The 21,738-nt window shown below is 59.5% G+C and carries 18 protein-coding genes, 1 other RNA gene and 1 pseudogene; 7 read left to right on the plus strand and 13 right to left on the minus strand.

The features are described 5' to 3' along the window. Positions 1-130: 130 nt before the first annotated feature. The 7 genes from ssrA to rdgC form a co-directional block, all read right to left on the minus strand. Positions 131-508: a transfer-messenger RNA gene (gene ssrA / locus ACQRA4_RS07270) on the minus strand. Between the two features lie 50 nt (positions 509-558). Beyond that, the gene (locus ACQRA4_RS07275; protein ID WP_427822432.1) at positions 559-1,098 is read right to left on the minus strand and encodes a hypothetical protein; all 540 of its coding nucleotides are present in this window, start codon (positions 1,096-1,098) and stop codon (positions 559-561) included. A gap of 361 nt (positions 1,099-1,459) precedes the next feature. Beyond that, positions 1,460-3,055 (minus strand): DNA repair protein RecN, encoded by a 1,596-nt coding sequence (locus tag ACQRA4_RS07280; protein WP_427822433.1) that lies wholly within the window; start codon positions 3,053-3,055, stop codon positions 1,460-1,462. 108 nt (positions 3,056-3,163) lie between these two features. Continuing rightward, positions 3,164-4,012: an ABC transporter permease gene (locus ACQRA4_RS07285; RefSeq protein ID WP_427822434.1), complete on the minus strand. Its 849-nt coding sequence runs from the start codon at positions 4,010-4,012 to the stop codon at positions 3,164-3,166. After that, complete coding sequence (locus tag ACQRA4_RS07290; protein ID WP_427822435.1) at positions 4,012-5,040, minus strand: ABC transporter permease; 1,029 nt, start codon at positions 5,038-5,040, stop codon at positions 4,012-4,014. The genes ACQRA4_RS07285 and ACQRA4_RS07290 overlap by 1 nt, the downstream gene beginning before the upstream one ends. Before the next feature lie 22 nt (positions 5,041-5,062). Continuing rightward, positions 5,063-5,590, minus strand: a complete 528-nt coding sequence (locus ACQRA4_RS07295; RefSeq protein WP_427822436.1) for a hypothetical protein — start codon at positions 5,588-5,590, stop codon at positions 5,063-5,065. Between the two features lie 16 nt (positions 5,591-5,606). Further along, a complete protein-coding gene (gene rdgC / locus ACQRA4_RS07300; RefSeq protein ID WP_427822437.1) occupies positions 5,607-6,230 on the minus strand; it encodes a recombination-associated protein RdgC in 624 nt (207 codons plus the stop codon). A 410-nt stretch (positions 6,231-6,640) separates the two neighbouring features. Here rdgC and ACQRA4_RS07305 point away from each other — a divergent pair, with 410 nt between their 5' ends. Further along, positions 6,641-7,384: a pseudouridine synthase gene (locus ACQRA4_RS07305; RefSeq protein ID WP_427822492.1), complete on the plus strand. Its 744-nt coding sequence runs from the start codon at positions 6,641-6,643 to the stop codon at positions 7,382-7,384. A gap of 146 nt (positions 7,385-7,530) precedes the next feature. Here ACQRA4_RS07305 and ACQRA4_RS07310 read toward each other — a convergent pair whose 3' ends face one another. The 6 genes and pseudogenes from ACQRA4_RS07310 to ACQRA4_RS07335 form a co-directional block, all read right to left on the minus strand. Further along, positions 7,531-7,884 (minus strand): hypothetical protein, encoded by a 354-nt coding sequence (locus ACQRA4_RS07310; protein WP_427822438.1) that lies wholly within the window; start codon positions 7,882-7,884, stop codon positions 7,531-7,533. Beyond that, positions 7,884-9,533 (minus strand): phosphoglucomutase, encoded by a 1,650-nt coding sequence (locus ACQRA4_RS07315; RefSeq protein WP_427822439.1) that lies wholly within the window; start codon positions 9,531-9,533, stop codon positions 7,884-7,886. Before ACQRA4_RS07315 ends, ACQRA4_RS07310 begins: the two co-directional genes overlap by 1 nt. A 70-nt stretch (positions 9,534-9,603) precedes the next feature. After that, on the minus strand, positions 9,604-10,617 hold the full coding sequence (locus ACQRA4_RS07320) for a glycosyltransferase family protein (RefSeq protein WP_427822440.1): 1,014 nt from the start codon (positions 10,615-10,617) through the stop codon (positions 9,604-9,606). A 60-nt stretch (positions 10,618-10,677) separates the two neighbouring features. Continuing rightward, positions 10,678-12,111 (minus strand): DegQ family serine endoprotease, encoded by a 1,434-nt coding sequence (locus ACQRA4_RS07325; RefSeq protein WP_427822441.1) that lies wholly within the window; start codon positions 12,109-12,111, stop codon positions 10,678-10,680. A 14-nt stretch (positions 12,112-12,125) separates the two neighbouring features. Next, positions 12,126-13,592, minus strand: coding sequence for a 30S ribosomal protein S1 (locus tag ACQRA4_RS07330; protein WP_427822442.1), 1,467 nt, complete (start codon positions 13,590-13,592; stop codon positions 12,126-12,128). A 357-nt stretch (positions 13,593-13,949) separates the two neighbouring features. Next, positions 13,950-14,204, minus strand: a pseudogene (locus tag ACQRA4_RS07335) (HlyD family type I secretion periplasmic adaptor subunit); the annotation flags it as partial. Between the two features lie 4 nt (positions 14,205-14,208). Here ACQRA4_RS07335 and ACQRA4_RS07340 point away from each other — a divergent pair. From ACQRA4_RS07340 to ACQRA4_RS07365, 6 genes are read left to right on the plus strand one after another with little or no spacing between them, the layout of a single operon-like run. Further along, on the plus strand, positions 14,209-14,457 hold the full coding sequence (locus tag ACQRA4_RS07340; RefSeq protein ID WP_427822443.1) for a DotI/IcmL family type IV secretion protein: 249 nt from the start codon (positions 14,209-14,211) through the stop codon (positions 14,455-14,457). Beyond that, complete coding sequence (locus ACQRA4_RS07345) at positions 14,457-17,435, plus strand: hypothetical protein (RefSeq protein ID WP_427822444.1); 2,979 nt, start codon at positions 14,457-14,459, stop codon at positions 17,433-17,435. The genes ACQRA4_RS07340 and ACQRA4_RS07345 overlap by 1 nt, the downstream gene beginning before the upstream one ends. Continuing rightward, positions 17,432-18,529, plus strand: a complete 1,098-nt coding sequence (locus tag ACQRA4_RS07350) for a hypothetical protein (RefSeq protein WP_303238220.1) — start codon at positions 17,432-17,434, stop codon at positions 18,527-18,529. Before ACQRA4_RS07345 ends, ACQRA4_RS07350 begins: the two co-directional genes overlap by 4 nt. A 12-nt stretch (positions 18,530-18,541) precedes the next feature. Further along, a complete protein-coding gene (locus tag ACQRA4_RS07355) occupies positions 18,542-20,644 on the plus strand; it encodes a DotA/TraY family protein (RefSeq protein ID WP_427822445.1) in 2,103 nt (700 codons plus the stop codon). Between the two features lies 1 nt (position 20,645). Then, complete coding sequence (locus ACQRA4_RS07360) at positions 20,646-21,287, plus strand: hypothetical protein (RefSeq protein WP_279075775.1); 642 nt, start codon at positions 20,646-20,648, stop codon at positions 21,285-21,287. Then, on the plus strand, positions 21,284-21,712 hold the full coding sequence (locus ACQRA4_RS07365) for a hypothetical protein (RefSeq protein ID WP_427822446.1): 429 nt from the start codon (positions 21,284-21,286) through the stop codon (positions 21,710-21,712). The genes ACQRA4_RS07360 and ACQRA4_RS07365 overlap by 4 nt, the downstream gene beginning before the upstream one ends. Positions 21,713-21,738: the final 26 nt, after the last annotated feature.

Here is a 21,738-nt window from a genome sequence, read left to right on the forward strand (position 1 = left end):
ATAAAATTACGCCAACTCATGCGGCTGCTTGAGTGCGCTTTGCGGCTCAGGGTACGGATGCGAGAAATCCCGAAAGTCCGCCGCACAGTTTGACTTTCGGGATTCAAATGGCTGTCGCCGGATGAACTGATGGTGGAGGCGGGGGGAATCGAACCCCCGTCCGCGAATATTCCACGCGAAGCATCTACAGGCTTAGGTCAGGATTAAATCTCGCCGCGCTGGTAGCCCCTGACCAAGCGCAACGCGGCAAGCCCGCCGGTGCAATCCTCACGGAAAACCCCGGCGAGCGCCGGTTTCCGCCAGCCTGATGCATGTCGCCGTGCGGGATTATCAGGCGTGGTCCCGAACAGCGTGACCGGCAATGCGGTCAGTTGCCTCACTGCCTAGGCAGCGTAAGCGTAGTCGTAATCGTTGTTGGCAATTACTGTGTTGCCGCTTTTTACGAGGCCAGCGGCGCCTCGGCCTGCCACTCCGGCTTCCACATCCACGTCGAAACCAGTGCGCCCCCGTATTCGGGTCAGGTATTTAGAATAAGTCGCTTAATCCTTCTTGGCAAGCTTAACGTATATAAAAATGTGAGAGCGGGCCTTTGAGACACATATGGTAGCGGCTGAACAGCGGATTTTCCGCCTCATATTCCGAATTTTGCAATGCGCTGTGCGCCTGGCAGGCCACCTCAACGCCATGCGAAAGCAGGGCCAGATGGGCCATCTCCTGAAAGCGGCGTTGCAGGGCCGGCTTGCGTGAAATGATTTCGCAGACCTTTTCCGTGTCGTTGTCACTGCCCTCGACCACCAGGCGACCTTCAGGCGACAGATACAAATGCAAACGCTCTTCCAGATTCAGCTTGTCGCCTTCCATCTGACCTTGCAGCAGGGCCATGAATGATTCCTGCAGGCTGTCCAGGCGTTCTTCCAACGCCTGCGAGAGCTCATTGCCGTCCCTGGCCAGGTTTTGCAGAGCGCGGGAGGCTCTGCCCGCCAGCGGGGCTGACGCGTCAGCGCCGGAATCTGACTCCACGGTCGTCGCGACAACCGAGGAAGAGCCGGACTGCATATGGATCATGCTGGCGAGGTGGTTCTGGCTGTAGGTATTCACGAACTCCTCCAGTGGAGTAATGTTTCCGGCGTATAAAGTCATTGCGATGTCTGAGCGTTGCCCTTCATGTCATCCGCGGCCGTTTTTTCCCTTATGCGTTCGTGCTTTGCCTCTAGCAAAATAGATGCCAGAAAACAGGCGGATTATTTATCATCCTTAAAAGTCTAGAAAAATTCAAAAGATATGTTAGCCCACCGGGGAAAAAAGGAGCGCGCCAGGCCTATTCTGCTTCCGGCGGCGCACTTTTGACGCGATGTCTGCGAAAGCTTTTCGCCGCAAAAGTGACAAAAAGGCCCTGTACGCGGCAAAATTTGCCAGTGTGGAGACCGTGACGGAAAAAGGGGGAATGAAGGGGAGAAAGTCAGCTTTCCAGGCTGCGCGCCACGGCTTCCCCCTGGGGGCCGCCTCCCGCCATTCTGGCCAGTTCGGCATGGCGGGCGGGACCATCCAGGGGGGCGCAGAGAGTGAATGTGGCGTCTCCGTGAACCACCTTGCGGATATGAAAGTGTTTCCGCGCCCGCGCGGCCAGTTGCGGCCAGTGCGTAATCAGCAGCATCTGGCGTTGTTCCGCCAGCGCGTTGAGTTTTTCAGCCAGTTTGTTCAGGGTAAGCCCTCCCACGCCGGCATCCACCTCATCAAAAATGTAGATGGCGCTTTCAGCGTCCTGCCGCACGCTGGTCAGGGCCAGCAGGAAGCGCGACAGTTCACCGCCCGACGCGATGCGATCCAGCGGCTGAGGCGGTTGGCCGGGGTTGGGTGCCCAAAGAATACGCGCGCGATCATCCGTGACGCCCGGCCAGAGCTCATGCGGCATGAAATCGGGAATCACCCGCACTTGTTCGGAAAAACCCAGATCACGCAGCTGGCTTTCCAGAGCATGGGCGAAATCCGTTGCGGCCGCGCGCCGCATGGGCCGGATACGCCCGACCACAGCGGACAGTCGTTCCGCCAGCGCCGTTTCCTCCTTGGCAAGACGCGACATATCCAGTGAACAGGCATCCAGAAAGGAAAGATTCTCCTCAATTTCACCGCGCAGGGCGAGAATTTCAGGCAGGGTCCGCCGCAGTCTGCGTTTGAGTTGCGCCAGAGCAAAGAGACGTTCTTCCACATCATCCATGTCCATCTCTTCGTCAGGCAGGGGAGGGCGACGCAGACGATTGCCCAGATGCGCCAGTTGTTGGCGCAGTGCGGCGACGGCATCGGCCTCTGGCGTCAGTGTGTCGTCCTCCCGGCTCATGCTGTGAATGAGCCGCTCGAACTGGCCGAGCATATCCAGCAGGCCCGGTCCGTCTTCACCGTGCAGCAGCAGCAGGGCATCTTCATAATTTTTTCGCTGATGCGCCAGCGAACGGGCTCTGGCCCGCAATTCCTCCAGATGTTCTTCCTCGCCTTCTTCAGGTGATACTTTATCTATTTCCTGCTGCTGCATTTCCAGCAGGTCACGTCTGTCCGCCAAGCTGGCCTGTTTTTCCGACAGAGCTTTGCGCTGCGCCGAAACCTGCTGCAATTGGGCAAGCAAGGCATCGCGCTCCGCCAGCAGCTCAGGCCGGGGGAACACGCCCTCCATGAGTCGGGCCTGAAAGGCAGGCTGTAAAAGCATCTGCTGATCATGCTGGCTTGTATGCGTGACCAGACGCGCGCGCAGTTCACGCAGACTTTCCTGCGAACGCAGCGCGTCATTGACATAAAAACGGCTGCGACCGCTTTCAGCCAGCAACTCGCGTCGCAAGACCATATCCTGCCCATCAAGGGTGAACAGCGCTTCCACCTGGGCCCGCTCCGCGCCAGGTCTCACCATTTCCGCGCTCAGTTTGTCGCCCAGCAGAAAACCCAGCGCCTTGAGGACAAAGCTCTTGCCCGCGCCGGTTTCGCCAGTAAGCACATTCATGCCCGGCGAAAAGTCCAGCTCCATATCCTCGATCAGGGCCAGATTGCGGATGCGCAGATATTCCAGCATGATTGCCAACAACTTAAAGTAATGGATGAATAATATTTTTGTTACAGGCCGCGTGACAAGGCGGCATGCCAACATTCTAGCAAAAGGGGCCGCTCAGGGCAAAAGGGATTACCGCCTGAGACGCGGATCCAACAGGTCGCGCAGACTTTCGCCCAGAAGATTGTAACCCAGTACAGTAATCAGAATAGCCAGCCCCGGATAAACCGAAAGCCAGGGCGCGCTTTCAATGACGGTTTTGCCTTCCATAAGCATGTTGCCCCAACTGGCCGTGGGGGGCTGCACGCCCAGCCCCAGAAAACTCAGGCTTGATTCCACAAGAATGGCCCCTGCCACGCCCAGTGTGGCTGTAATCAGCACTGGCGCGAGGGCATTGGGCAGAATGTGGCGGAACAGAATGCGCCAGGTGGGGCTTCCGGCCAGGCGGGCGGCGGCTACAAATTCGCGCTCACGCAGGCTGAGGGTTTCGGCGCGTACCAGGCGGGTCACGCCCATCCAGGAGGTCAGGCCGATGACAACCATGATATTGGTAAGGTCAGGCTCCAAAAAGGCAATGACCGCCAGAATCAGAAAAAATGAAGGAAAGCAGAGCATGATGTCCACCAGCCGCATGATGGCTTCATCCACCCAGCGCCTGAAGTAACCGCTGATCAGGCCCAGTATGGCGCCGATGCTGATGGAAATGCCCACGGCCACGAAACCTACCCAGAGGGACACGCGCCCGCCGTACAGCAGGCGTGAAAAAACGTCGCGGCCCAGACGGTCGGTGCCCAGCCAGAAGCGGGAGGAGGGCGGTTCCAGAATATGATCCAGATGCAGGGCAGTGGGCGAGTAGGGCGCAAGCAGCGGGGCGCAGAGCGCCGCCAGAGACATGCTCAGCACAATGCCCAGGCCCAGCGCAAGCATGAGGTTCTGCCCGAACAGGCATTTCAGCGTATTTCTGACGACGGCGGGGCTCATCAGTTGGATTCTCCGGCGGCACGGATGCGCGGGTCGGCCAGGCCATAACCGATGTCGGCCAGCAGATTGCCCGCCAGGGTAAGCACGGCGCCCAGCACAAGATTGCCCATGATCATGGTGTAGTCGCGGGCCATGACCGCTGTGTAAAACAACTGGCCCAGCCCGGGCAGGGCAAAAATGGATTCAATAATCACGCTGCCGCCAATAAGCCCCGGCACGGAAAGGCCCAGCAGGGTGATGACCGGCAGCAGGGCGTTACGCAGCGCGTGCCGCCGGATAATCAGAGCGGGCGGCAAACCCTTGGCCCTGGCTGTGAGGATGTAGTCCTGCCGGAGCACCTCCAGCATGCAGGCCCGCATATAACGCGACATGCCCGCCAGACCGCCGACAGTGTAAACCAGAACGGGCAGGGCCAGATGGCTGACCAGATCGCAAAATTTGCCCCAGGGGCTCAGATTGGCGTAATTCATGGAAGTCAGGCCGGAAATGGGCAGCCACTGGAGGTCAATGCCGAAAAACAGCATCAGCAGCAGGGCCAGCCAGAAAGAGGGCATGGCAAACCCCAGAAACACCAGCACGGTTACGCCGCGATCCAGCAGTGAATTTTGCCTGCATGCCGACAGGATGCCGACGGGAATGGCAATGAGCAACGTCAGCACCAGAGAGATCACATTCATGGAGACGGTCAGGGGCAGGCGTTCCAGAATCTTGTCCAGCACGGGCCGCGCGTCGGCTGACATGGAGTTGCCGAAATCAAAATGCAGCAGGCGCAGCAGCCAGTCGCCATATTGCACATACAGAGGCCGGTTCAGACCGTAAAGGGCTTCCAGACGTTGCCGCGCCGCCTCGCCGGCCAGGGGATTCAGCGTCGTCTCCATGTCCGTGGGCGAACCGGGGGCCAGGTGGATGACCCAGAAGGATATCAGGGTAATGCCCCAGAGCACCAGTAACATCCAGAGAGTTTTTCTGGCTATTCTCAGGGCGATGGCCGCAAGGCGGCCCCGACGGCTGCGGGTGGAGAAGGGCATGTGCATACGGCCAGGGGGCTGTTTATTCCGTCCGCGTCAGCCACTGACGCATATCCGTCACTTCCCGCCGCCATGCCGTTGAAAGCCGCAGCTTGAGAAAGCGGGCGTACAGCGAATCCAGCAGGCCCACGCAAACTTCCATCAGATAAAATTTTTCCAGCAGCAGGGCATCGGGGTCTTCGTCACTGTCGCCTTTGTCCAGTTTGGGAGTTTTGAGGCTGCCCAGGCCGAAATCCTCAGCCTTGAGGGTGAGCTGGAAGGCCAGCTCATCCTTTTCCAGACGGATCAGCGCCCGGCTGACCTTTTTGCCTGTGCCCAGGCCGAAGCGCGCCTCACGCAAAGGTGAAAGCGAGCCGGAAACCGAGGCCGTCTCCCTGGCGTCGCCTTCGCCGCCCTGAACCACGATGCGTTGCTCCATGGAAACGGAAAAGGGCGCGCCAGTGTTGTCCGTAAATGCGCCGGGCGCTGTGTCGCTCTGATACCAGAGCCAGGTCAGAAACTCCTGGCCCAGAATGTTGTCCGTGGATTCGCCGGAAAGAGGCATATTCATCAGAAAAATCTCCCCGCTAGACAAGCGGCGCGAATTGGGTTGCTTCAAGCTGATCCAGGCGGATGAGGCTTTCCTCATCCAGCATGGAGGCTGCCAGGTTGTATGGCGTCAGTTGCTCCAGATGCAGCTCAAAGGTTTTCAGAAACTCCTCCATGAAAAGGTCAATCATCTTGTTCTGGGTGGAGGCGAACCAGACTTCGTTTTTATCCGTGGCCCAGAGCGCGTTAAACTCGCCCGGCGCCGGCAGAAAACGCTGCCGCAGGCGCAGCATGACCTGTTCCTTGAGTTCCTTTTTGCGCTCGCGCGAGATGAATGTTTTATTTTGTTCGCGCATGCGCTCCTTTTCCTGTCGCAAAGCGAGGGCCAGATGCTTTTTGACCACCCCGGCCGGGATGCGCCGCATGTCCAGCCGCAGGGAAAAAATGACATACGCCCCTTTCTGGGGCGGCGCGGCGGCCCATTCCGAATCCAGCATATCCTCAAAGCAGACCCAGCCATGGGCCTGCATTTCGGGGATGTCATCAATGTCGCGAAAGGCAAACCGCTTGAGCCTGTCCGAAATCTGGGGCCAGAGCGCGTCAGGCACAGGGTCCAGAATACGGAAGCGCGTAAAGCTGCAAGTGCTGTTGGCAAAGCCCATGAGAACTCCTTGGGATAAACGCAAGTTCGCCTGTGTTGTACGTCAGAGCCGCCGCGTCGGCAAGCCCCGTCCTTGTCGTCAACGTATGGGGAACATGCCGCTCGCGCCTTGAGGTTCGTTTTGTGGCCCCTTCCCGGGCCCGCCATTTATCCGAGTAAATGTCCCATAATGATAATTATGTAAACTTTTATAATCGGCACTCGGTTTAGACCGGCTGATGGGCACTTGACGCGTCCCCGCTCTTCCAGCACCATGGTGCGCCACAAGGAGCCGCCATGCCGGTATCAGCATCACGACACACAAAGCTTCAGGCATGCGCGCGACGGTACGCGCAATCCGACACCGGCGTGGCCGCAAGACGCCGGGCCGCACATGCGCCACAGCAAGGCGCCGACGCCGCACCCGGCGGCGTGCGATTGAACAAGGCCATTGCCGCCGCCGGGCTGTGTTCGCGGCGCAAGGCCGATGCATTGATTTTTGCGGGCCAGGTGCTTGTCAACGGCGCTCCAGAAGCGAACCCCGCCCGACGGGTGCTGCCGGACGACCGCATTACCGTCAACGGGCGGGAGCTTGCGACAGCACAGGAATACCGCTATCTGCTGCTATACAAGCCCGTGCGGACAGTCTGCACGGTCAGTGACCCCGACGGGCGGCCCACGGTCATGGAATGCCTCCCGACCGGTTTGCGGCATCTGCGTCTGTACCCTGTGGGACGGCTGGATTATTTTTCGGAGGGTCTGCTGCTGTTGACCAACGATGGGCAACTTGCCCAGCGCCTGACTCATCCCCGTCACCATCAACCCAAAATATATGAAGTGCTGGTGCGCGGTTGCGTGTCGGAAAAGGCTCTGGCGACCATGCGCCAGGGCATGCGCCTTGCCGAGGGGCAGACCTTGCTGCCTGTGGAGGTGGAGCGAAAAACAGCGAACAGTACGAGCAACGGCAACACATTGTTGCGTATGGTGCTGCGCCAGGGGCTTAACCGTCAGATCCGCCGCATGTGCCGAGACCTGAACCTGACCATTCTGCGCCTGTGCCGTGTGGCTCAGGGGCCGCTGGATTTGGGCGAACTGACGCCCGGGCAGACACGTCAACTGACGGCACGGGAGGTGGCCGACCTCAGACGCGGCGCTGGGCTGCCCTCTTCCGCCTGACGGTCATTCTTCTCAAGCTGATGAACTTTGCTTTTTTACAAGAAAAGTCCAAAGGCAGGCCCGCACGGGCGGCTCCAGCGCAACGGCTGAAGCGCGGCGACGCTCAGCTCTTGCCGCCGCCGGAAGATTTTCCATATGAAAATGCTCTAGAATTGCTGCCGGAGACACATGATCCAGAGTACGGAGAGCATGACATGCCCGACAAACAGGCCGGGCCGTTTCCTCGCGACAAGGCTCAGCCCCATGCCCGCCAGATACCAGCATGATTCTCCGAGCATGAAGGCGACAGGGGCAAAATGAGCCTGATGCCACGGCATGCCGGCGGCGGCGTGTCCCTCGCTGTCGAGCAAGCGGCATTGCGGATCATGAAAAAAGTTCCATATCTCGCTCAGACTCAGAAAACAAAAAAACAGGCAGGCGGCGAGCCACAAAAAACGCGGCGCCTGCCCCACACGAAAACCTTGCCGCGGCGCATCGCCTGCCCGTTCATTTTTTCTCATCACTCCCCCTCTTTCAGCAGGCGGTCGAGAAAGTTTATGGCGTCTTTCTGCAGGGCGCAAAGCTGCGCTTCACCCTTGAAACTTTCGGTGTAGACCTTGCAGATGGCTTCCGTGCCTGAGGGGCGCACGGCAAACCAGCCGTCCTCGCTGACAACCTTGATGCCGCCTATGGGGGCATCGTTGCCCGGCGCGCGGGTTTGCACAGCGGTCACTGGCGAACCGCCCAGGCTTTGCATATCCACGCTTTCCGGCGTCAGCGCCTTGAGCAGCGAACGGGTGCGCTCATCGGCGGGAGCGTCCAGACGCTGGTAGACCGGCGCGCCGAGCCTGTCTGTCAGGCGCTGGTATATTTCGCTGGGCGAAGCCTGCTCCTTGGCCATGATTTCAGCGGCAAGCAGACACATCAGCGGGCCGTCCTTGTCTGTACTCCACGGCGAACCGTCAAAACAGAGGAAGGAAGCGCCGGCGCTTTCCTCGCAGCCAAGGCCGCAACGCCGGTTGAGCAGATAGGGCACAAACCATTTGAAGCCCACAGGCACTTCCACCACGGGACGGCCCAAATCCTTCCCCACCCTGTCCAGCATGGCGCTGGTCACCAAGGTCTTGCCGATGCCGCACTCGGCCGGCCATTCCGTTCGGGTGCGGAACAGATACCAGGCCGCCACCGTCAGAAAATGATTGGGATTCATCAACTCCTGGCGGGTCACAATGCCGTGGCGGTCGGAATCTGGATCGCAGGCAAAGGCGAGGTCAAAGTCATTGCGTATCTCCAGCAGGCGGCTCATGGCATAGGGCGAGGAACAATCCATGCGGATCAGGCCGTCTTTATCGCAGGGCACAAAACGAAAAGTGGGGTCCACCTCCCTGTTGACCACTGTCAGGTCAATGCCATAAGCCTCGGCAATAGGTTCCCACAGGGGCAGGCTGGCTCCGCCCAGCGGGTCCACACCCAGTTTGAGACCCGAAGCGGCAATGGCTTTCATGTCCAGCACCTTGGGCAGATCTTCCACATAGGCGCGGATAAAGTCGTATTCCTCCACCAGAGGGGAAGACAGGGCCGCGCGCAAATGCACAAGCTGCACATTGCTGTTGCCGCCGTCCAGATAGGCATTGGCGCTTTGTTCTATCCAGCCGGTAACTTCTGTTTCAGCCGGGCCGCCGTGCGGCGGATTGTATTTGAAGCCGCCGTCGCGTGGCGGATTGTGCGACGGCGTAATGATGATGCCGTCGGCCAGGCCGCCGCTTTGCCTGGCGTTCCAGCGCAGAATGGCATGCGAAACGGCGGGCGTGGCGGTAAAGGCCCCATCCTTGGCGATGCGCACGCTGACGCCGTTGGCGACCAGCACTTCCAGGGCGGAGCGGAAGGCGGCCTCGGACAGGGCGTGCGTATCCCCGCCCAGAAAAAGCGGACCATCAATTCTCTTGGCCTTGCGGTAATCGCAGACGGCCTGGGTGATGGCGTAAATATGCTCCTCGTTAAAGGTATGCAGCACAGACGAGCCACGATGCCCGGAAGTGCCAAACGATACCCGCTGGGCCGCAATTTCGGGATTGGGAAACTCTGTGTAATAGGCGCTCATCAGCGAAGGGATGCGTTCCAGTTTTTCAGGGGCAGGCAGATGCCCCGCATCACAATGGACGACGGCCATAGAGAACCTCCAGCGTAGATGATTGCAGTCTACGACGGAACAGGCCGCGCCGCAATCCCCGGATAGATGTTCAGCGCGTTGCCAGATTGTGAAAAAAACGCCGGTGTCGCTCCCATTGCGGGCCACACAGCTCACTGGCAATCATGCCGAAAGCCGTGCGGACAAAATTCCGGCGCAGGTCTGCTTGCGCAAGCCGCGCTTTTTGCGCCGAGGCCGCAATCAACTGACGACAGTATTCCGCCAGGCGTTGCGACCGCACCAGACTGCTATGCCGTTGCGCCACAAGGCTGCGTCCGTTTTCGGCGATTTCCGCCAGTTGCCGGGGTCTGGCGAGATAGGCGGACGCGATGCGGGCTGCTTCGGCAGCATTGTTCCTTGTGTAAAGGGGCAGAATGTTTTCACCCGGTGTGAACAATGCGTCCAGACCGTTAGCGCACCGCTCCATAAGCAGGGCCGAGCCGCAGCCCATAGCTTCAAAACAACGAAAATTGACTTCAGAAAAGGCGGTCTGATTGAGCACAATACGGCTGCGCCGAAAGACGGGGAAAAAGTCGCCCGAACGCATTACCAAGGGCTGCAAGGCGCGAAAATTTTGTAAAAAAGTCGCTCTTTCGGGATTATTTTTATGCCCCAGTGTGCCCACAAAAGCCACCGGAATATCGCGCATCTCAAAAGAGGCGGCCGCATCCACAACCCGGCAGAACAGGGGGAACCACTGTGCGGGCATGCCCTCATCACTGAACAGCGACAGAAAATCTTTCTGGGCCGCAAGCACCAGATCAAAACCCCGCGCGTACGCCAGATGCCAGGGGTTGCAATATGTGTCTATGGAATAGTAGATGGAAGGACATGACGCGGATTCCGGGTCAATCAGCGACGGAAGGTTGCCGTCATCGGCATAAAACAGAACATCAGGGGTAAAACCCAGCCCCGCTGCCTCTTCAAGCAGCTTGCGCACGGTTTTTGGATGCGACAGGGCAATATCCGCATCATGCTCCGAACAGACGGATATGACGGCATGGCCAAGCTGACGCAGCGACTGCGTCAGATATTGACCGCCCACAGAGAGAATGCGCAGCTTCATTTTCAATAATGAAAAGGGCCGTCCCCGAAGGGACAGCCCAGGTCGTCTCCAGAATAGTGTTTACTTGCCAAGAGGCACCGTGCGGAAATAGACGTCTCCGCGCCGTTCGATTTGCAGCATGACCGCCCCGCGCTTCACGCCCTCTTCCTTGACTATCCTGGAAAGGGCTTCACCGCTGTTCACAGGTTTCAGATTGGCCTTGAGAATCACGTCGCCGGGGCGCAGGTCAGCCTCTGCGGCGGGCTTGTCGGGGGCGACATCCACAATCATCAGTCCCTCATCCTTGTTGAGCTTCAGCTCACGCCGCTCCTCAGCCCTGAGGGGGCGCACCGAAAGACCTAGCAAGCCTTCGTCCTGCTGCTTCTGCCCCATGCCGGGCCGCCCATCGTTCTGGCCGCTCTTGCGTTCGCCCAGAGTGACCTTAAGGTCGAAACTCTTGCCGTCTCGCCAGACAGTCAGCACGGCGACGCTGCCGGGGGCCTTGTCGGCAATGGCTCGCAGCAGGGCTGAAGCGTCTTCAATGTCTTTCTTGTTCACGGCAATGATGATATCGCCATCCTGCATGCCGGCCCTGGCAGCGGGCTCATTTTCCATGACGCTGCCTACCAGCGCCCCCCGGGGCTCCTTCATGCCCAGAGCCTTGGCGGTATTTTCATCCACATCCTGGATGCTCACGCCGATCCAGCCGCGGCTGACCTTTTTGCCGCTCTTGATCTGGTCAATGATCTTGGCGGCCATATTGCTGGGAATGGCAAAGCCGATGCCCTGCCCGCTGGCAATGATGGCCGTGTTGATGCCCACCACCTGACCGGCCATATTCAGCAGCGGGCCGCCGCTGTTGCCGGGATTGATGGAGGCGTCCGTCTGAAGGAAGTTGTCAAACGGCCCGGAGCGGATGTTGCGACCTTTGGCCGAAAGAATGCCGGCGGTCACCGTGTGATCCAGGCCAAAGGGGTTGCCGATGGCCAGCAGCCATTCGCCCACCTTGAGCGTGTCGGAGTCGCCAAAACTCAGGAACGGCAGTGATTTTTTAGCCTCCACCTTCAGCAGGGCCAGGTCGGTTTCCTCATCGGAACCGATCAGCTTGGCCTTGAGGGTTTCGCTTTTGCCGCTATTCTCATCCAGAGTGACATGTATCACATCAGCGTCGGCCACCACATGGTTGTTGGTCACAATATAGCCGTCAGCAGACACCAGAAAGCCAGAGCCCAGCGATTTCTGCTTCTGCTGGGGGCGTTTGCCGCCGCGGCTCTTGCCGCCGCCGAACTGGTCAAAAAATTTTTCAAAACCTGGCGGCATATTTCGGAACATTTCGCCGAAGAAATCTTCAGGCCCGCCCCCGGAGGTCTTGCGCTCCGTACCGATATTGACCACAGCCGGGCCGCTTTGTGCCGCCAGCTTGCTGAAGTCGGGCAAATCCGCCGCCTGCGAAAGCTGGGCCGAAGCCAGAAAGCTCACGGCCAGCATGGCGGCGAGGCATTTTTTCAGAATCATGGAACCACTCCTCATTACTTATTTTGCAGAGCTTTCTGCAAAGCCTGTGCCATAATGCCCATTCCACTGCCGGCAGAGGATGCGCCGACCGCGGCATGCTGTTTCCAGGCGGTATCGTCGGCGGTTGAGGCCGCCTCGGAACCTTCCGGCGCCAGACTGATGCGCCGGGCGGCACTGTCCAGATTATGAACAACCAGAGTCACACTGTCGCCCTTGTCCAGCTTGCTGAACTGAGCCGCATTTTTGGCGTTTTTGATCACGCCGGCGGGCAGCAGGCCCGTGATGCCGGGAGCCAGACACACAAACAGACCGTACTGGGTGCGGCTTTCAATCGTGCCGCTTACTGTGGAGCCGACGGCGAAACGCTGAGCGGCATCCTGCCAGGGGTCGCCTTCGGCGTCGCGCAGGCTCAGGGCAATGCGCCGGGTTTCAGCATTGATATCCTTGATTTTGACGGAAACCGTCTCGCCCGCGCCGAGCACCTCCTCAGGCTTGTTGACCCGCTTGCTCCATGACATCTCGGAAATATGAATCAGGCCCTCCACTCCGGGCCGCAGTTCAACGAACGCGCCGAAGGGGGCCAGGCGCACCACCCTGCCCTGCACCACGTCACCCGTGTTCAGACGCGCGGGCGCGTCCTGCCAGGGATCGCCCTCGGCCTGCTTGCGCGAAAGGGAAATGCGTACCTGACCTTTGTCGTTTTTATTGATGCCGAGCACCTTGACCCGAACCATATCGCCGGGAGACACGGCTTCGTCCGCTGACCCCACACGAGACCAGGACAGCTCGGAAAGATGAATCATGCCTTCAACAGCCGGCACCAGCTCCATGAACGCGCCGAAGGGGGCCAGACGGGTGATCCGCCCCTCAACGGTATCGCCTTCTTTGAGGCTTTCCAGCAGCTTGTCCAGATTTTCCTGGCGCTCGCGATCCAGCAACGCGCGGCGTGATACCACGATATTGCGGCCCCGGTTTTCCACTCGGATGATCAGGAACTGCATACCCCGGCCCACCATGGAATCAGCGTCGCCTGACGCGGCCTCCATCTGGCTGCCGGGACAAAAGGCGGTTTTGCCCAGCACTTCCACCGTGTAACCGCCTTTACACACGGCGGTTACACGCCCGTCCACCGGCAGAGCGGCGTCGCGCGCCTCTTCCAGGGCGGCCACGCCACTGCCGCTCATGGAGCGGGAAAGACGGATTTCCTGCGGAGACACGGCAATGACCCAGGCTTCCACGCTGTCGCCGGGGGCCACGCTTTCCTTGCCTTCGGCATCCATAATATCTTTGCGATCCATGATGCCGTCCACCTTGATGCCCACATCCACAAAGACGCTGTCTCCGGTAATGGCAATGACGACGCCGCTGACCTTCTGGCCCGGCTGCAAGCGACCGGAAGAAGCGCCATGGGCCGCCAGCATGGCGGCAAAGTCTTCAGAGCCTTCTTCCTGTGCGGGCTTTTCCGTTTTTACCTCAGTCATATCTCCTGCTCCTTCAAACTGGGCGTTTTATTCAAGTCGGAAATCATAGCTCATCCTTTTACAGAAGACAATGAAAACGCCGGTCGCTTTGGGGACGGATCGCAGCCCGCATGTATGGGCGCCCGTGCAGCGCATGCCTATGGTTAAAATTTATACATTGTATACTTTTTATACGGGAAAACGCATAAATTCCTCTTTGCCAGGCGGCATTTTTTCTGCGGATGGACGAGAATTGAGAGTATTGCCAAAAGAATAATAAAATATCTTCTCTCTGCCCGTTCACATGGAATCTGGCAGAGAGAAGATATTTTATTATTCTTTTGGCAATACTCTCCGTATTTTTAATGAGGTCTGAGCCTAGCGTTCGCGCAGGGCATTCTGCCTTGCTTTCAGAATGGGCTTGAGCAGATAGTCAAGTACGGTTTTTTTGCCGATAAGAATATCCGTCGTGACCATCATCCCCGGAATGATGGGCAGGATTTCGCCGTTGTGCTCAATGGCCGTCTTCTGCGTGCGCACTTTGACAAGATAGTGAAAATCACCCTTTTTGTCCTCAATGGTATCCGCGCTGACGGATTCCAGCTTGCCTTCAAGGCCGCCGTAAATGGAAAAGGACATGATTCGGGACAAGCGACTTTCCGCTTCCGCCGTCGCCACACGCGCCCCGGTAATCATCGCTTCCGGTCTGGTGGGCGGCAAGGCCACATGGAAAGTCGAGTTCCCCCTGATTGTTTCCTACGAATCCAGCCAGGGCGTGGAAAGCACGCAAAAACTCCTTGCCACTGTCCTTGTCTGCCGTGCGTCCACGGCAAAGACGCCGCGCGGCGTGGTCATTCAGCAAGTCGTACTCAAGAGGGATGCGTAATGCTTGATATACTTGTCAACGGCGTGGATCGCGGCATCCGCGCTCTCTCGGAAGCGTTCGCCGGGCCGGTTCACAGTTACTGTCGTCTTGAAACCGTGGATAACGGCGTACTCGTGGCCGATGACGGAAGCCTCGTCAGCCTTCTTCATCTGGAAGGCTCGCTGAAGCATGTGGGGGTGGAAGAATACGCGGCCATCGTCTCCGGCCTGACGGAAAAGCTCCAGGCCACGCTTTCCAAACCGGGGCACGCCCTTCAGGTGGTCTTTGAATATGACCCGGAAAGCAGCGGAGAACGAATTGCCGAGCTTCTTGAGCCGTCGCGCCTGACGGCACACAACCTCGGCCTGCATATCGGCCCGCTGCTGGAAGATTGGGGCCATGCCCTGCAACGTTACTGCGCTCTGGAAACATGCTGGATTGTGCTGTGGACGCGGCCCGCCGTGCTGCCCGACACCCTGCGGAAGACGGCGCTGAAGGAACGCGACGCGGCCATGTCCAAAATGCCCACACTTGCGGGTTGTCAGCAGATTGCCCGTGCCGTCGCCGCCCTGCATGACGCGCACAATGGCTTTCTTACTGGTGTTCTTGATGCCTTCCGGCAGGCGGATTTGCTGGCCTGGCCGCTCACGGCGCATGACGCCCTGCGTGACATTCGCCTGTGCATCGCGCCGGAGTTCACCAACCGGGCATGGCGGGCGCTTGTGCCCGGCGATCCCCTGCCGCTCCGTCTGCCTGACCCGGACACAGGCAAAAGAGAGGAATTGCATAACGTCCTGTACCCGTACTTCAGAACGCAGCTCTGGCCGCGCGAGGGGAACATGGTGTCGCGGAGCGCAATCCGAATAGGCGAGCGCATCTATGGGCCGCTGATTATGACGCTCATGCCGCAGACGCCCAAACCCTTCCAGGACTTTTTCCGCGTTCTGGCGCGACGGGACGAGCGTTTGCCGTACCGCATGTCCTTCCTGCTGGAAAACGGCGGCCTGAACATGGGCCTCAAGCCGTTGCTGGCCGCGATTCTGGCGTTCACCAATGCGGACAACAAACGCTTCAACAACGCCGTGGAAGCATTGCGGGCGCTGGATTTGGAAGGCGTGTGCTGCGTGAAGTTCCGTATCTGCCTCTGCACCTGGGCCTGTGTACGGGAAAATGAACAGGACGCTCATCTTCTGCTCAGACGACGGGTGGCGGAACTCTCCAAAGCTGTTCAGGGATGGGGAACGTGTGATGTGACGGAAGCTCTTGGCGACCCGCTGCTCGGCGTTACCGCGACACTGCCCGGCCTGATGCCGTCCAGTCCGGCCCCGGTTACCGCCGCGCCGCTTCAGGATGCCATCGGCATGTGGCCGCTGCGCTCGGCTTCACCCTGGAAAGAAGGAAGCCTTCTGTTCCGCACTCAGGACGGTAAAGTCATGCCGTTCGCGCCGAACTCGTCGGAACAGGCCGCGTGGATCGATCTGGGCGTCGCTCCGATGGGCGGCGGGAAGTCGGTTTTCCTGAACGCCATGAACTTCGCCTTTGTCACGCAGGCCGGGCTGTCCCGCCTGCCGTGGCTGTCCATCGTGGACGTGGGGCCGTCTTCTTCCGGCCTGATTACCCTGCTGCGGGAAAACCTGCCCGAAGGGAAAAAGCACCTTGCCGCCTATCACCGGCTCAGGATGACGCCGGACTATGCCGTCAATCCCTTTGACACGCCGTTGGGGTGCCGCAAGCCGCTGCCCTCGCACAAGGCGTTTCTGGTCAACCTGTTGTCGCTGCTGGCCACGCCCCTGGATGTCACGGCTCCGGCGGACGGCGTGCCGGGTCTGATAGGCCGGGCCATTGACCTTGCCTACGAGGAACTCTCGGACGGCAATCATCCCCGGCTCTATCAGCCCAATGTGTTGCCGGAACTGCATGAACTCATTGTCCATGAAGGCATCAGACGCGACGCTTCCACCTCCTGGTGGGAAGTGGTCGATGGGCTTTTTGAGCGGGGGTATGTGCATGAGGCATTGCAGGCGCAGAGATACGCCGTACCCCTGCTGGCCGATGTGGGGGCGCAGATTCGGCAGAACAAGGGCATCCAGAACACCTATGAGGAACACACCATCAACAATGTCTGGCGCTCTCTGCTGGATGCCATTGAAGCGTATGTCATCCTGAAGGAACCTACCCGGTTCGATTTGGGCGACGCGCAGATCGTCAGTCTCGACCTGGACGAAGTGGCTCCGCGAGGAGGAGCCACGGCGGACAGACAGTCGGCGGTCATGTATATGCTGGCGCGACACGTTCTTGGTTCGCGCTTCTTTTTGATGCCCGCCGATGTGCAGCTCATGCCCGAATACTATCAGGACTACCATGCCGGACGCATTGAGGCCATCCGGGAAGACCCCAAAAGATTGTGCTACGACGAGGCTCACCGTGTAACCAACAACGTCTCGGTGGCGGGCCAGCTTCAGGCCGACATGACCACAATGGCGCGGGAATCACGCAAGTGGAACCTGTCCATCGGGCTGTACACGCAGTCCATTGACGACATTCCCAAAATCATCACGGACGAACTTGCCACAACCGTGGTCATTCTCGGTTCCGGAACCGAGAAAAGCATCGACAATCTCTCGGAACGCTTCGGCCTGAACGGGGCCTGCCGTCATGCGCTCTCGCGCCTGGGCAAACCCGGCAAGGCCGGTTCCAATCTCATTGCCCTGTTCAGAACAGGTTCGGGCATGTCCCAGCTTGTCCTCAGTCTGACCATAGGCCCTCAATCTCTCTGGGCCTTTTCCACCACCACGGAAGACGTGGCTATCCGCAACAATCTCTATCAGCGCCTGGGGCCGTCCGAAACCCTGCGGCGTCTGGCCGCACGTTTTCCGGGCGGTTCGGCCAAGGCCGAAGTGGAAAGACGCAGGCGCAACGTCGAAGACCAGAGCGACGCCGATGGGGAAGTCGTCAACGTCATTCTGGAAATTGCCAACGAAATAGCGAGGGAACTATGAAAAAAGTTCTTTTGGCTTTGCTGATAACGGCTTTTCCGGCTCAGGTCTGGGCTGGAGGCTGCGGATGCGGCTCTGTCAGAGCCATCGTCACAGCGGCGAAATCCGAAACCATTCAGGCGGTAAACGCCTATACTGCTGCGGAAGCTCAGGCCATCCGTTCGGAAATCCTGCTGGCGGCGCAGAACATCATCGGCACCATCAAGACGGAATCCGCCACCATCGTGCGGGCGCTGATCGCCCTCAAGGAGAGCAATGCCGCCACGCTCAAGGGACAGGCCGTGGCGGGCGAGGCCATGAAAACCGAAGATATGTACGGCAAGGCCGCACAGCCCGCCGGGCTGTGCGGAAGCAGTTCCCTGGGCGCGGGCATCCAGCTCGGCGCTCAGGCCGGACGGGAAATCCACGCGGCCATGCGCGAGAAGCAGCTTGAACACGCCCATACGCCCAAAAAGCCGGTGGAATTTCTTCAGCGTGTGCTGGCCGAGGATCAGCCCTCCGAACGGGAAAGTCTGGACGCGCTTTTTCCGCTGCAAAGTACATTGACCGAGGATCAGGTGGCGCAGGCCCATGAAGCCGTCAAGACACTGGCCAATCCCCGCCCGTTGCCGGTGGTGACGGAGGAGCAGAAGGAAACGCCCGCCGGACAGACCTATGCGGCGGCGCGGAAAATCCATGAGGAACGGATAGCCGCCGTCATGGAGTCACTGAACAACCATGTGGTGTACCACGCGCCCACGCTGCCGGAAGATGTCACCACCTGGGCGGAAAACCAGTGGTCGGAAGCGGGCGGGAGCGGTACGCCGCCCGGAATTGTGGACGGCAAGCTCTCGGAGGCCGGGCTGTACAGGCTCCTCTCGCAGATGCGCGTCGGCAATCCCAACTGGTTCGCGCAAATAGCCACAGCAACGGATACGGGGCTTTTGCGGGAGCTGGTCATCATGCAGGCGTTCCAGATGGAGCTGACGCGCAAGAATACGGATTTGCTCGACAGGCTGACCGTCATTGCCTCGCTGGACTTTCTTACCCGTATGGAAGGCACGACAGGCAGGGAAATGGATGACCTCTACACGCGCATGGTCGGCGCTCAACAGTAGGGGGAGAGCTGTATGGCAACAGACCTTCCCGCGACTTCGGAAGTCCTGCTCCCGACCGATGCCAGCAAGCATATTCTGGACACTTTTCTCGGCCAGGGCTGGGATAGCTGGGGCGCGAGCCTTGGCGGCAGTCAGGCTTCCGAACTGATGCTTGAAATGTTCAGCGCCTTCAACCTGATTGCGCTGGCTGTGGTGTCGGCCCTGTTCATCTGGGTGCTGGCCGTTGCCGTGGCCGGGACGGCCCACGAAGGCACTCCTTTCGGAAAGCGTTTCAGCTCGCTGTGGATGCCGCTGCGTTTTGTGGGCGCAATGGGGGCATTGGCTCCCATTTTCAAGGGACTGTCGCTCTTTCAGGTGGCGATTCTGGCCTGCATCGGCTTTTCCATCAACCTCGGCAACTACGTCTGGGAGCTGGGTACGGACTATTTTGTGGAGCATGGTGGGCAGCTTTCTCCCCAGGCTCCGGATCAGAACGTCACTCAGTATGCGTCCATCACCAACGGCGCTCTGGAATCGCTGACACTCCAGTATTACCTGAACGAACGGCGCGGTCTGAACATCACGCCGGGCGGGGAATGGAAATACAGCGGCAACTGGTTCCGCTCCGGGGGCGAATACAGATTCATCTTCAACGGCAACGCGGGAAGCATCACGGTTTCCTGCGTGGACGAAAGTGACGCCCTGTGCCGGGGAAAGGTCAATGCCGTGGGCACGGCCATTTCCGCGCTCTCACCTCTGGCGCAACAGCTTGCCGATCCCGATACTCCGGCTTCCTCCATCGAGCCTCGCGCCCTGTACGATGCGGCCAATCAGGTCAACACGACCATCCTTTCCGGTCTGCAAAGCTACGCGCAACAGGGACAGCTTCAGGGCAAGCTCAACGAGTTCAGGGAAAATGCCGCGCAATACGGCTGGTTTGCGGCAGGTTCGTCCTACTGGTCTATCGCCTGGATCAATCAGGAAGTCCGGGAAGCCATGTACTCCGGCATTGCCTACAGCCCGCACGAGTACACGGTATCGGAACTCCATGCCCTGATGCACGGCCTGCGGGACTATGAAGCGGCCAAAGAGCGTGTGGCCAACTATATCAAGACCGCCTACGCCAGCCGGAGGGGGATTTCCGACACCACGGCCACGCCGTCCGTTACGGACGAAGGCCGGGCCTTTGATGAAATCCGCAACTGGCTGCGGGCAACGCTGAATCAGCTCGTGGCCGGGAACATCCTGCCCATAGCCGTTGAAAAGCTCTCCAGCCAGGACCCGATCATGGCGGTGTCCGATGTCGGGGACTATCTCATCGGCACGGCCTGGGGCCTTGCCTCGGCGCTCGGCGTGGTGGATGTGGCACACTCGATGGGCAAGGCACTGTCCTTTGTGGGCAAGGCCATTCCCAATCTGGACAAATACATTTCCTTTGTCCTGTTCACGGTCTTTCTGCCTCTCCTGCTCTACGGGCTGGCGCTGGCCTACTACTTGCCCGCCATTCCCTTCATCCGCTGGATTTCCGCGCTTGTCGGCTGGATCATTCTGGTGGTGGAAGCTCTTGTGGCCGCGCCGCTCTGGCTCTGCGCCCATGCCCTGCCCGAAGGGGACGGCGCTGCGGGCCAGCACGGCAAACGGGGCTACTTCCTTCTGCTCGGCATTCTCATCCGCCCGCCGCTCATGGTCTGCGGATTCTTCGCCGCTGTCATCCTCATGAACGTGGTGGGCAGGCTGCTCGGCGCGGGCTTCGAGCTGTTTGTCGGCGGAACCATGCAGACCAAGGTTATCGGCATTACCGGCACGTTCTCCATGCTCGTCATCCTCGGCATCGTGGTCATCATGACGGCCAACAAGTTTTTCAGCCTCATCCACTACCTGCCCGAACACGTTACCAACTGGATAGGCCAGCAGTTCCACGCCCTTGGCGAGAAGGAAGACCAGGCAGGTGTGAAAAACGTCTTTGTCGGTTCCACCAATGCGGTTTCCTCCGGCGCTCATGGAGCGCGGGAACTGCGCGGCGACATTTCACGGCAATGGAACAACCCCGGCGCGGGCAACGCCCGGACTTCAACGCCGCAGGCCCCTGCGTCCAGCCCCAGGCCGGGACTGACGCAACAGAATTTCAGGAGCTGATATGGATATTTTCGACAAGGAAAAAACCGTCATCAGTTGCTTTGACCTGACCGGCAACATGGTGCGCCCCTGGGCGGAAGCGGGATACCTCTGTTACTGCGTCGATATACAGCATCCGCAGGGAGAAACGAGACAGGGAAACATTATCCGTGTCGGCGCGGACATGCGCGACTGGCTGCCGCCGTTCCGCCCCATCATCTTTGCCGCCTTCTTCCCGCCCTGCACGGATGTGGCCGTTTCCGGGGCACGGTGGTTCAGGGACAAGGGGCTGTTCGCGCTGTTCCAGTCCATACGCCTGTTCTACGCTTCCATCCGCCTCGCGGAATGGACACATGCGCCGTACCTCATCGAAAACCCCGTCTCCACCATCTCCACTTACTGGCGCAAGCCTGATTTCACCTTCGATCCCTGTGATTACGCGGGCTATCCGGGCGGTGAAAACGACCTGTACACCAAGAAAACCTGCCTCTGGACAGGGGGCGGCTTCATTATGCCGCCACCCAAACGGCTTGAGCCGGTACAGGGCAGCAGGATGCACCGGCTTCCTCCTTCACCGGAAAGAGCGAACCTCCGCAGCGCCACGCCGATGGGCTTTGCCCGCGCGGTGTTTGAGGCGAACTGTCCCGGCTGGAGGTCGGCATGAAAACGCCCGTTTCCCTTTCAAGTGTTCTGGCTCTCGCCGGTGAATCCCGTCAGCACCTGACGGAACTCCGTTCCGGTTTCCGTTCCCGGCTGGCCGCGTTCCGGCGGAACCGCGCGGCCTCGGAACAGGCCGCGCTGGAAGAAGATTTCTCCCTTGTTCTTGCGGCCTGGGGTATTGCCGACGCGGATATTCCCGGCGTCATCTCGGCCTTGCGCCTGCGCCTGCCGGTGTTCGCCGTTCCGATGCTGGCCTGCCTCATTACGGCGGCATGGTCGCACAGTCCGGTTTCCTTCCTGTCATTGGCCTGCGTTGCACCGCCCTGTCTGCTCGGCATGGTCACGACGCTCTGGCGCATTTCCATTTTGCGTCACCGTCGCTTTACGCCGCTGTGCCGCTGGTTGTTGCGTTTCCGCAAACGCCCGTAGCGGGCGGGGTGTGTCTCTCTTAACCT

This window comes from Desulfovibrio sp. SGI.169 (assembly GCF_050313595.1).
Taxonomy (GTDB): Bacteria; Desulfobacterota; Desulfovibrionia; order Desulfovibrionales; family Desulfovibrionaceae; genus Desulfovibrio.

Coding starts and splice junctions, on each gene's coding strand:
- ACQRA4_RS07355 (WP_427822445.1), top strand. CDS start 18,542: ATGGCAACAGACCTTCCCGCGACTTCGGAAGTCCTGCTCCCGACCGAT.
- ACQRA4_RS07285 (WP_427822434.1), bottom strand. CDS start 4,012: ATGAGCCCCGCCGTCGTCAGAAATACGCTGAAATGCCTGTTCGGGCAG.
- ACQRA4_RS07320 (WP_427822440.1), bottom strand. CDS start 10,617: ATGAAGCTGCGCATTCTCTCTGTGGGCGGTCAATATCTGACGCAGTCG.
- ACQRA4_RS07325 (WP_427822441.1), bottom strand. CDS start 12,111: ATGATTCTGAAAAAATGCCTCGCCGCCATGCTGGCCGTGAGCTTTCTG.
- ACQRA4_RS07315 (WP_427822439.1), bottom strand. CDS start 9,533: ATGGCCGTCGTCCATTGTGATGCGGGGCATCTGCCTGCCCCTGAAAAA.
- rdgC (WP_427822437.1), bottom strand. CDS start 6,230: ATGGGCTTTGCCAACAGCACTTGCAGCTTTACGCGCTTCCGTATTCTG.
- ACQRA4_RS07280 (WP_427822433.1), bottom strand. CDS start 3,055: ATGCTGGAATATCTGCGCATCCGCAATCTGGCCCTGATCGAGGATATG.
- ACQRA4_RS07365 (WP_427822446.1), top strand. CDS start 21,284: ATGAAAACGCCCGTTTCCCTTTCAAGTGTTCTGGCTCTCGCCGGTGAA.
- ACQRA4_RS07340 (WP_427822443.1), top strand. CDS start 14,209: ATGATTCGGGACAAGCGACTTTCCGCTTCCGCCGTCGCCACACGCGCC.
- ACQRA4_RS07350 (WP_303238220.1), top strand. CDS start 17,432: ATGAAAAAAGTTCTTTTGGCTTTGCTGATAACGGCTTTTCCGGCTCAG.
- ACQRA4_RS07290 (WP_427822435.1), bottom strand. CDS start 5,040: ATGCCCTTCTCCACCCGCAGCCGTCGGGGCCGCCTTGCGGCCATCGCC.
- ACQRA4_RS07330 (WP_427822442.1), bottom strand. CDS start 13,592: ATGACTGAGGTAAAAACGGAAAAGCCCGCACAGGAAGAAGGCTCTGAA.
- ACQRA4_RS07295 (WP_427822436.1), bottom strand. CDS start 5,590: ATGAATATGCCTCTTTCCGGCGAATCCACGGACAACATTCTGGGCCAG.
- ACQRA4_RS07360 (WP_279075775.1), top strand. CDS start 20,646: ATGGATATTTTCGACAAGGAAAAAACCGTCATCAGTTGCTTTGACCTG.
- ACQRA4_RS07310 (WP_427822438.1), bottom strand. CDS start 7,884: ATGAGAAAAAATGAACGGGCAGGCGATGCGCCGCGGCAAGGTTTTCGT.
- ACQRA4_RS07345 (WP_427822444.1), top strand. CDS start 14,457: ATGCTTGATATACTTGTCAACGGCGTGGATCGCGGCATCCGCGCTCTC.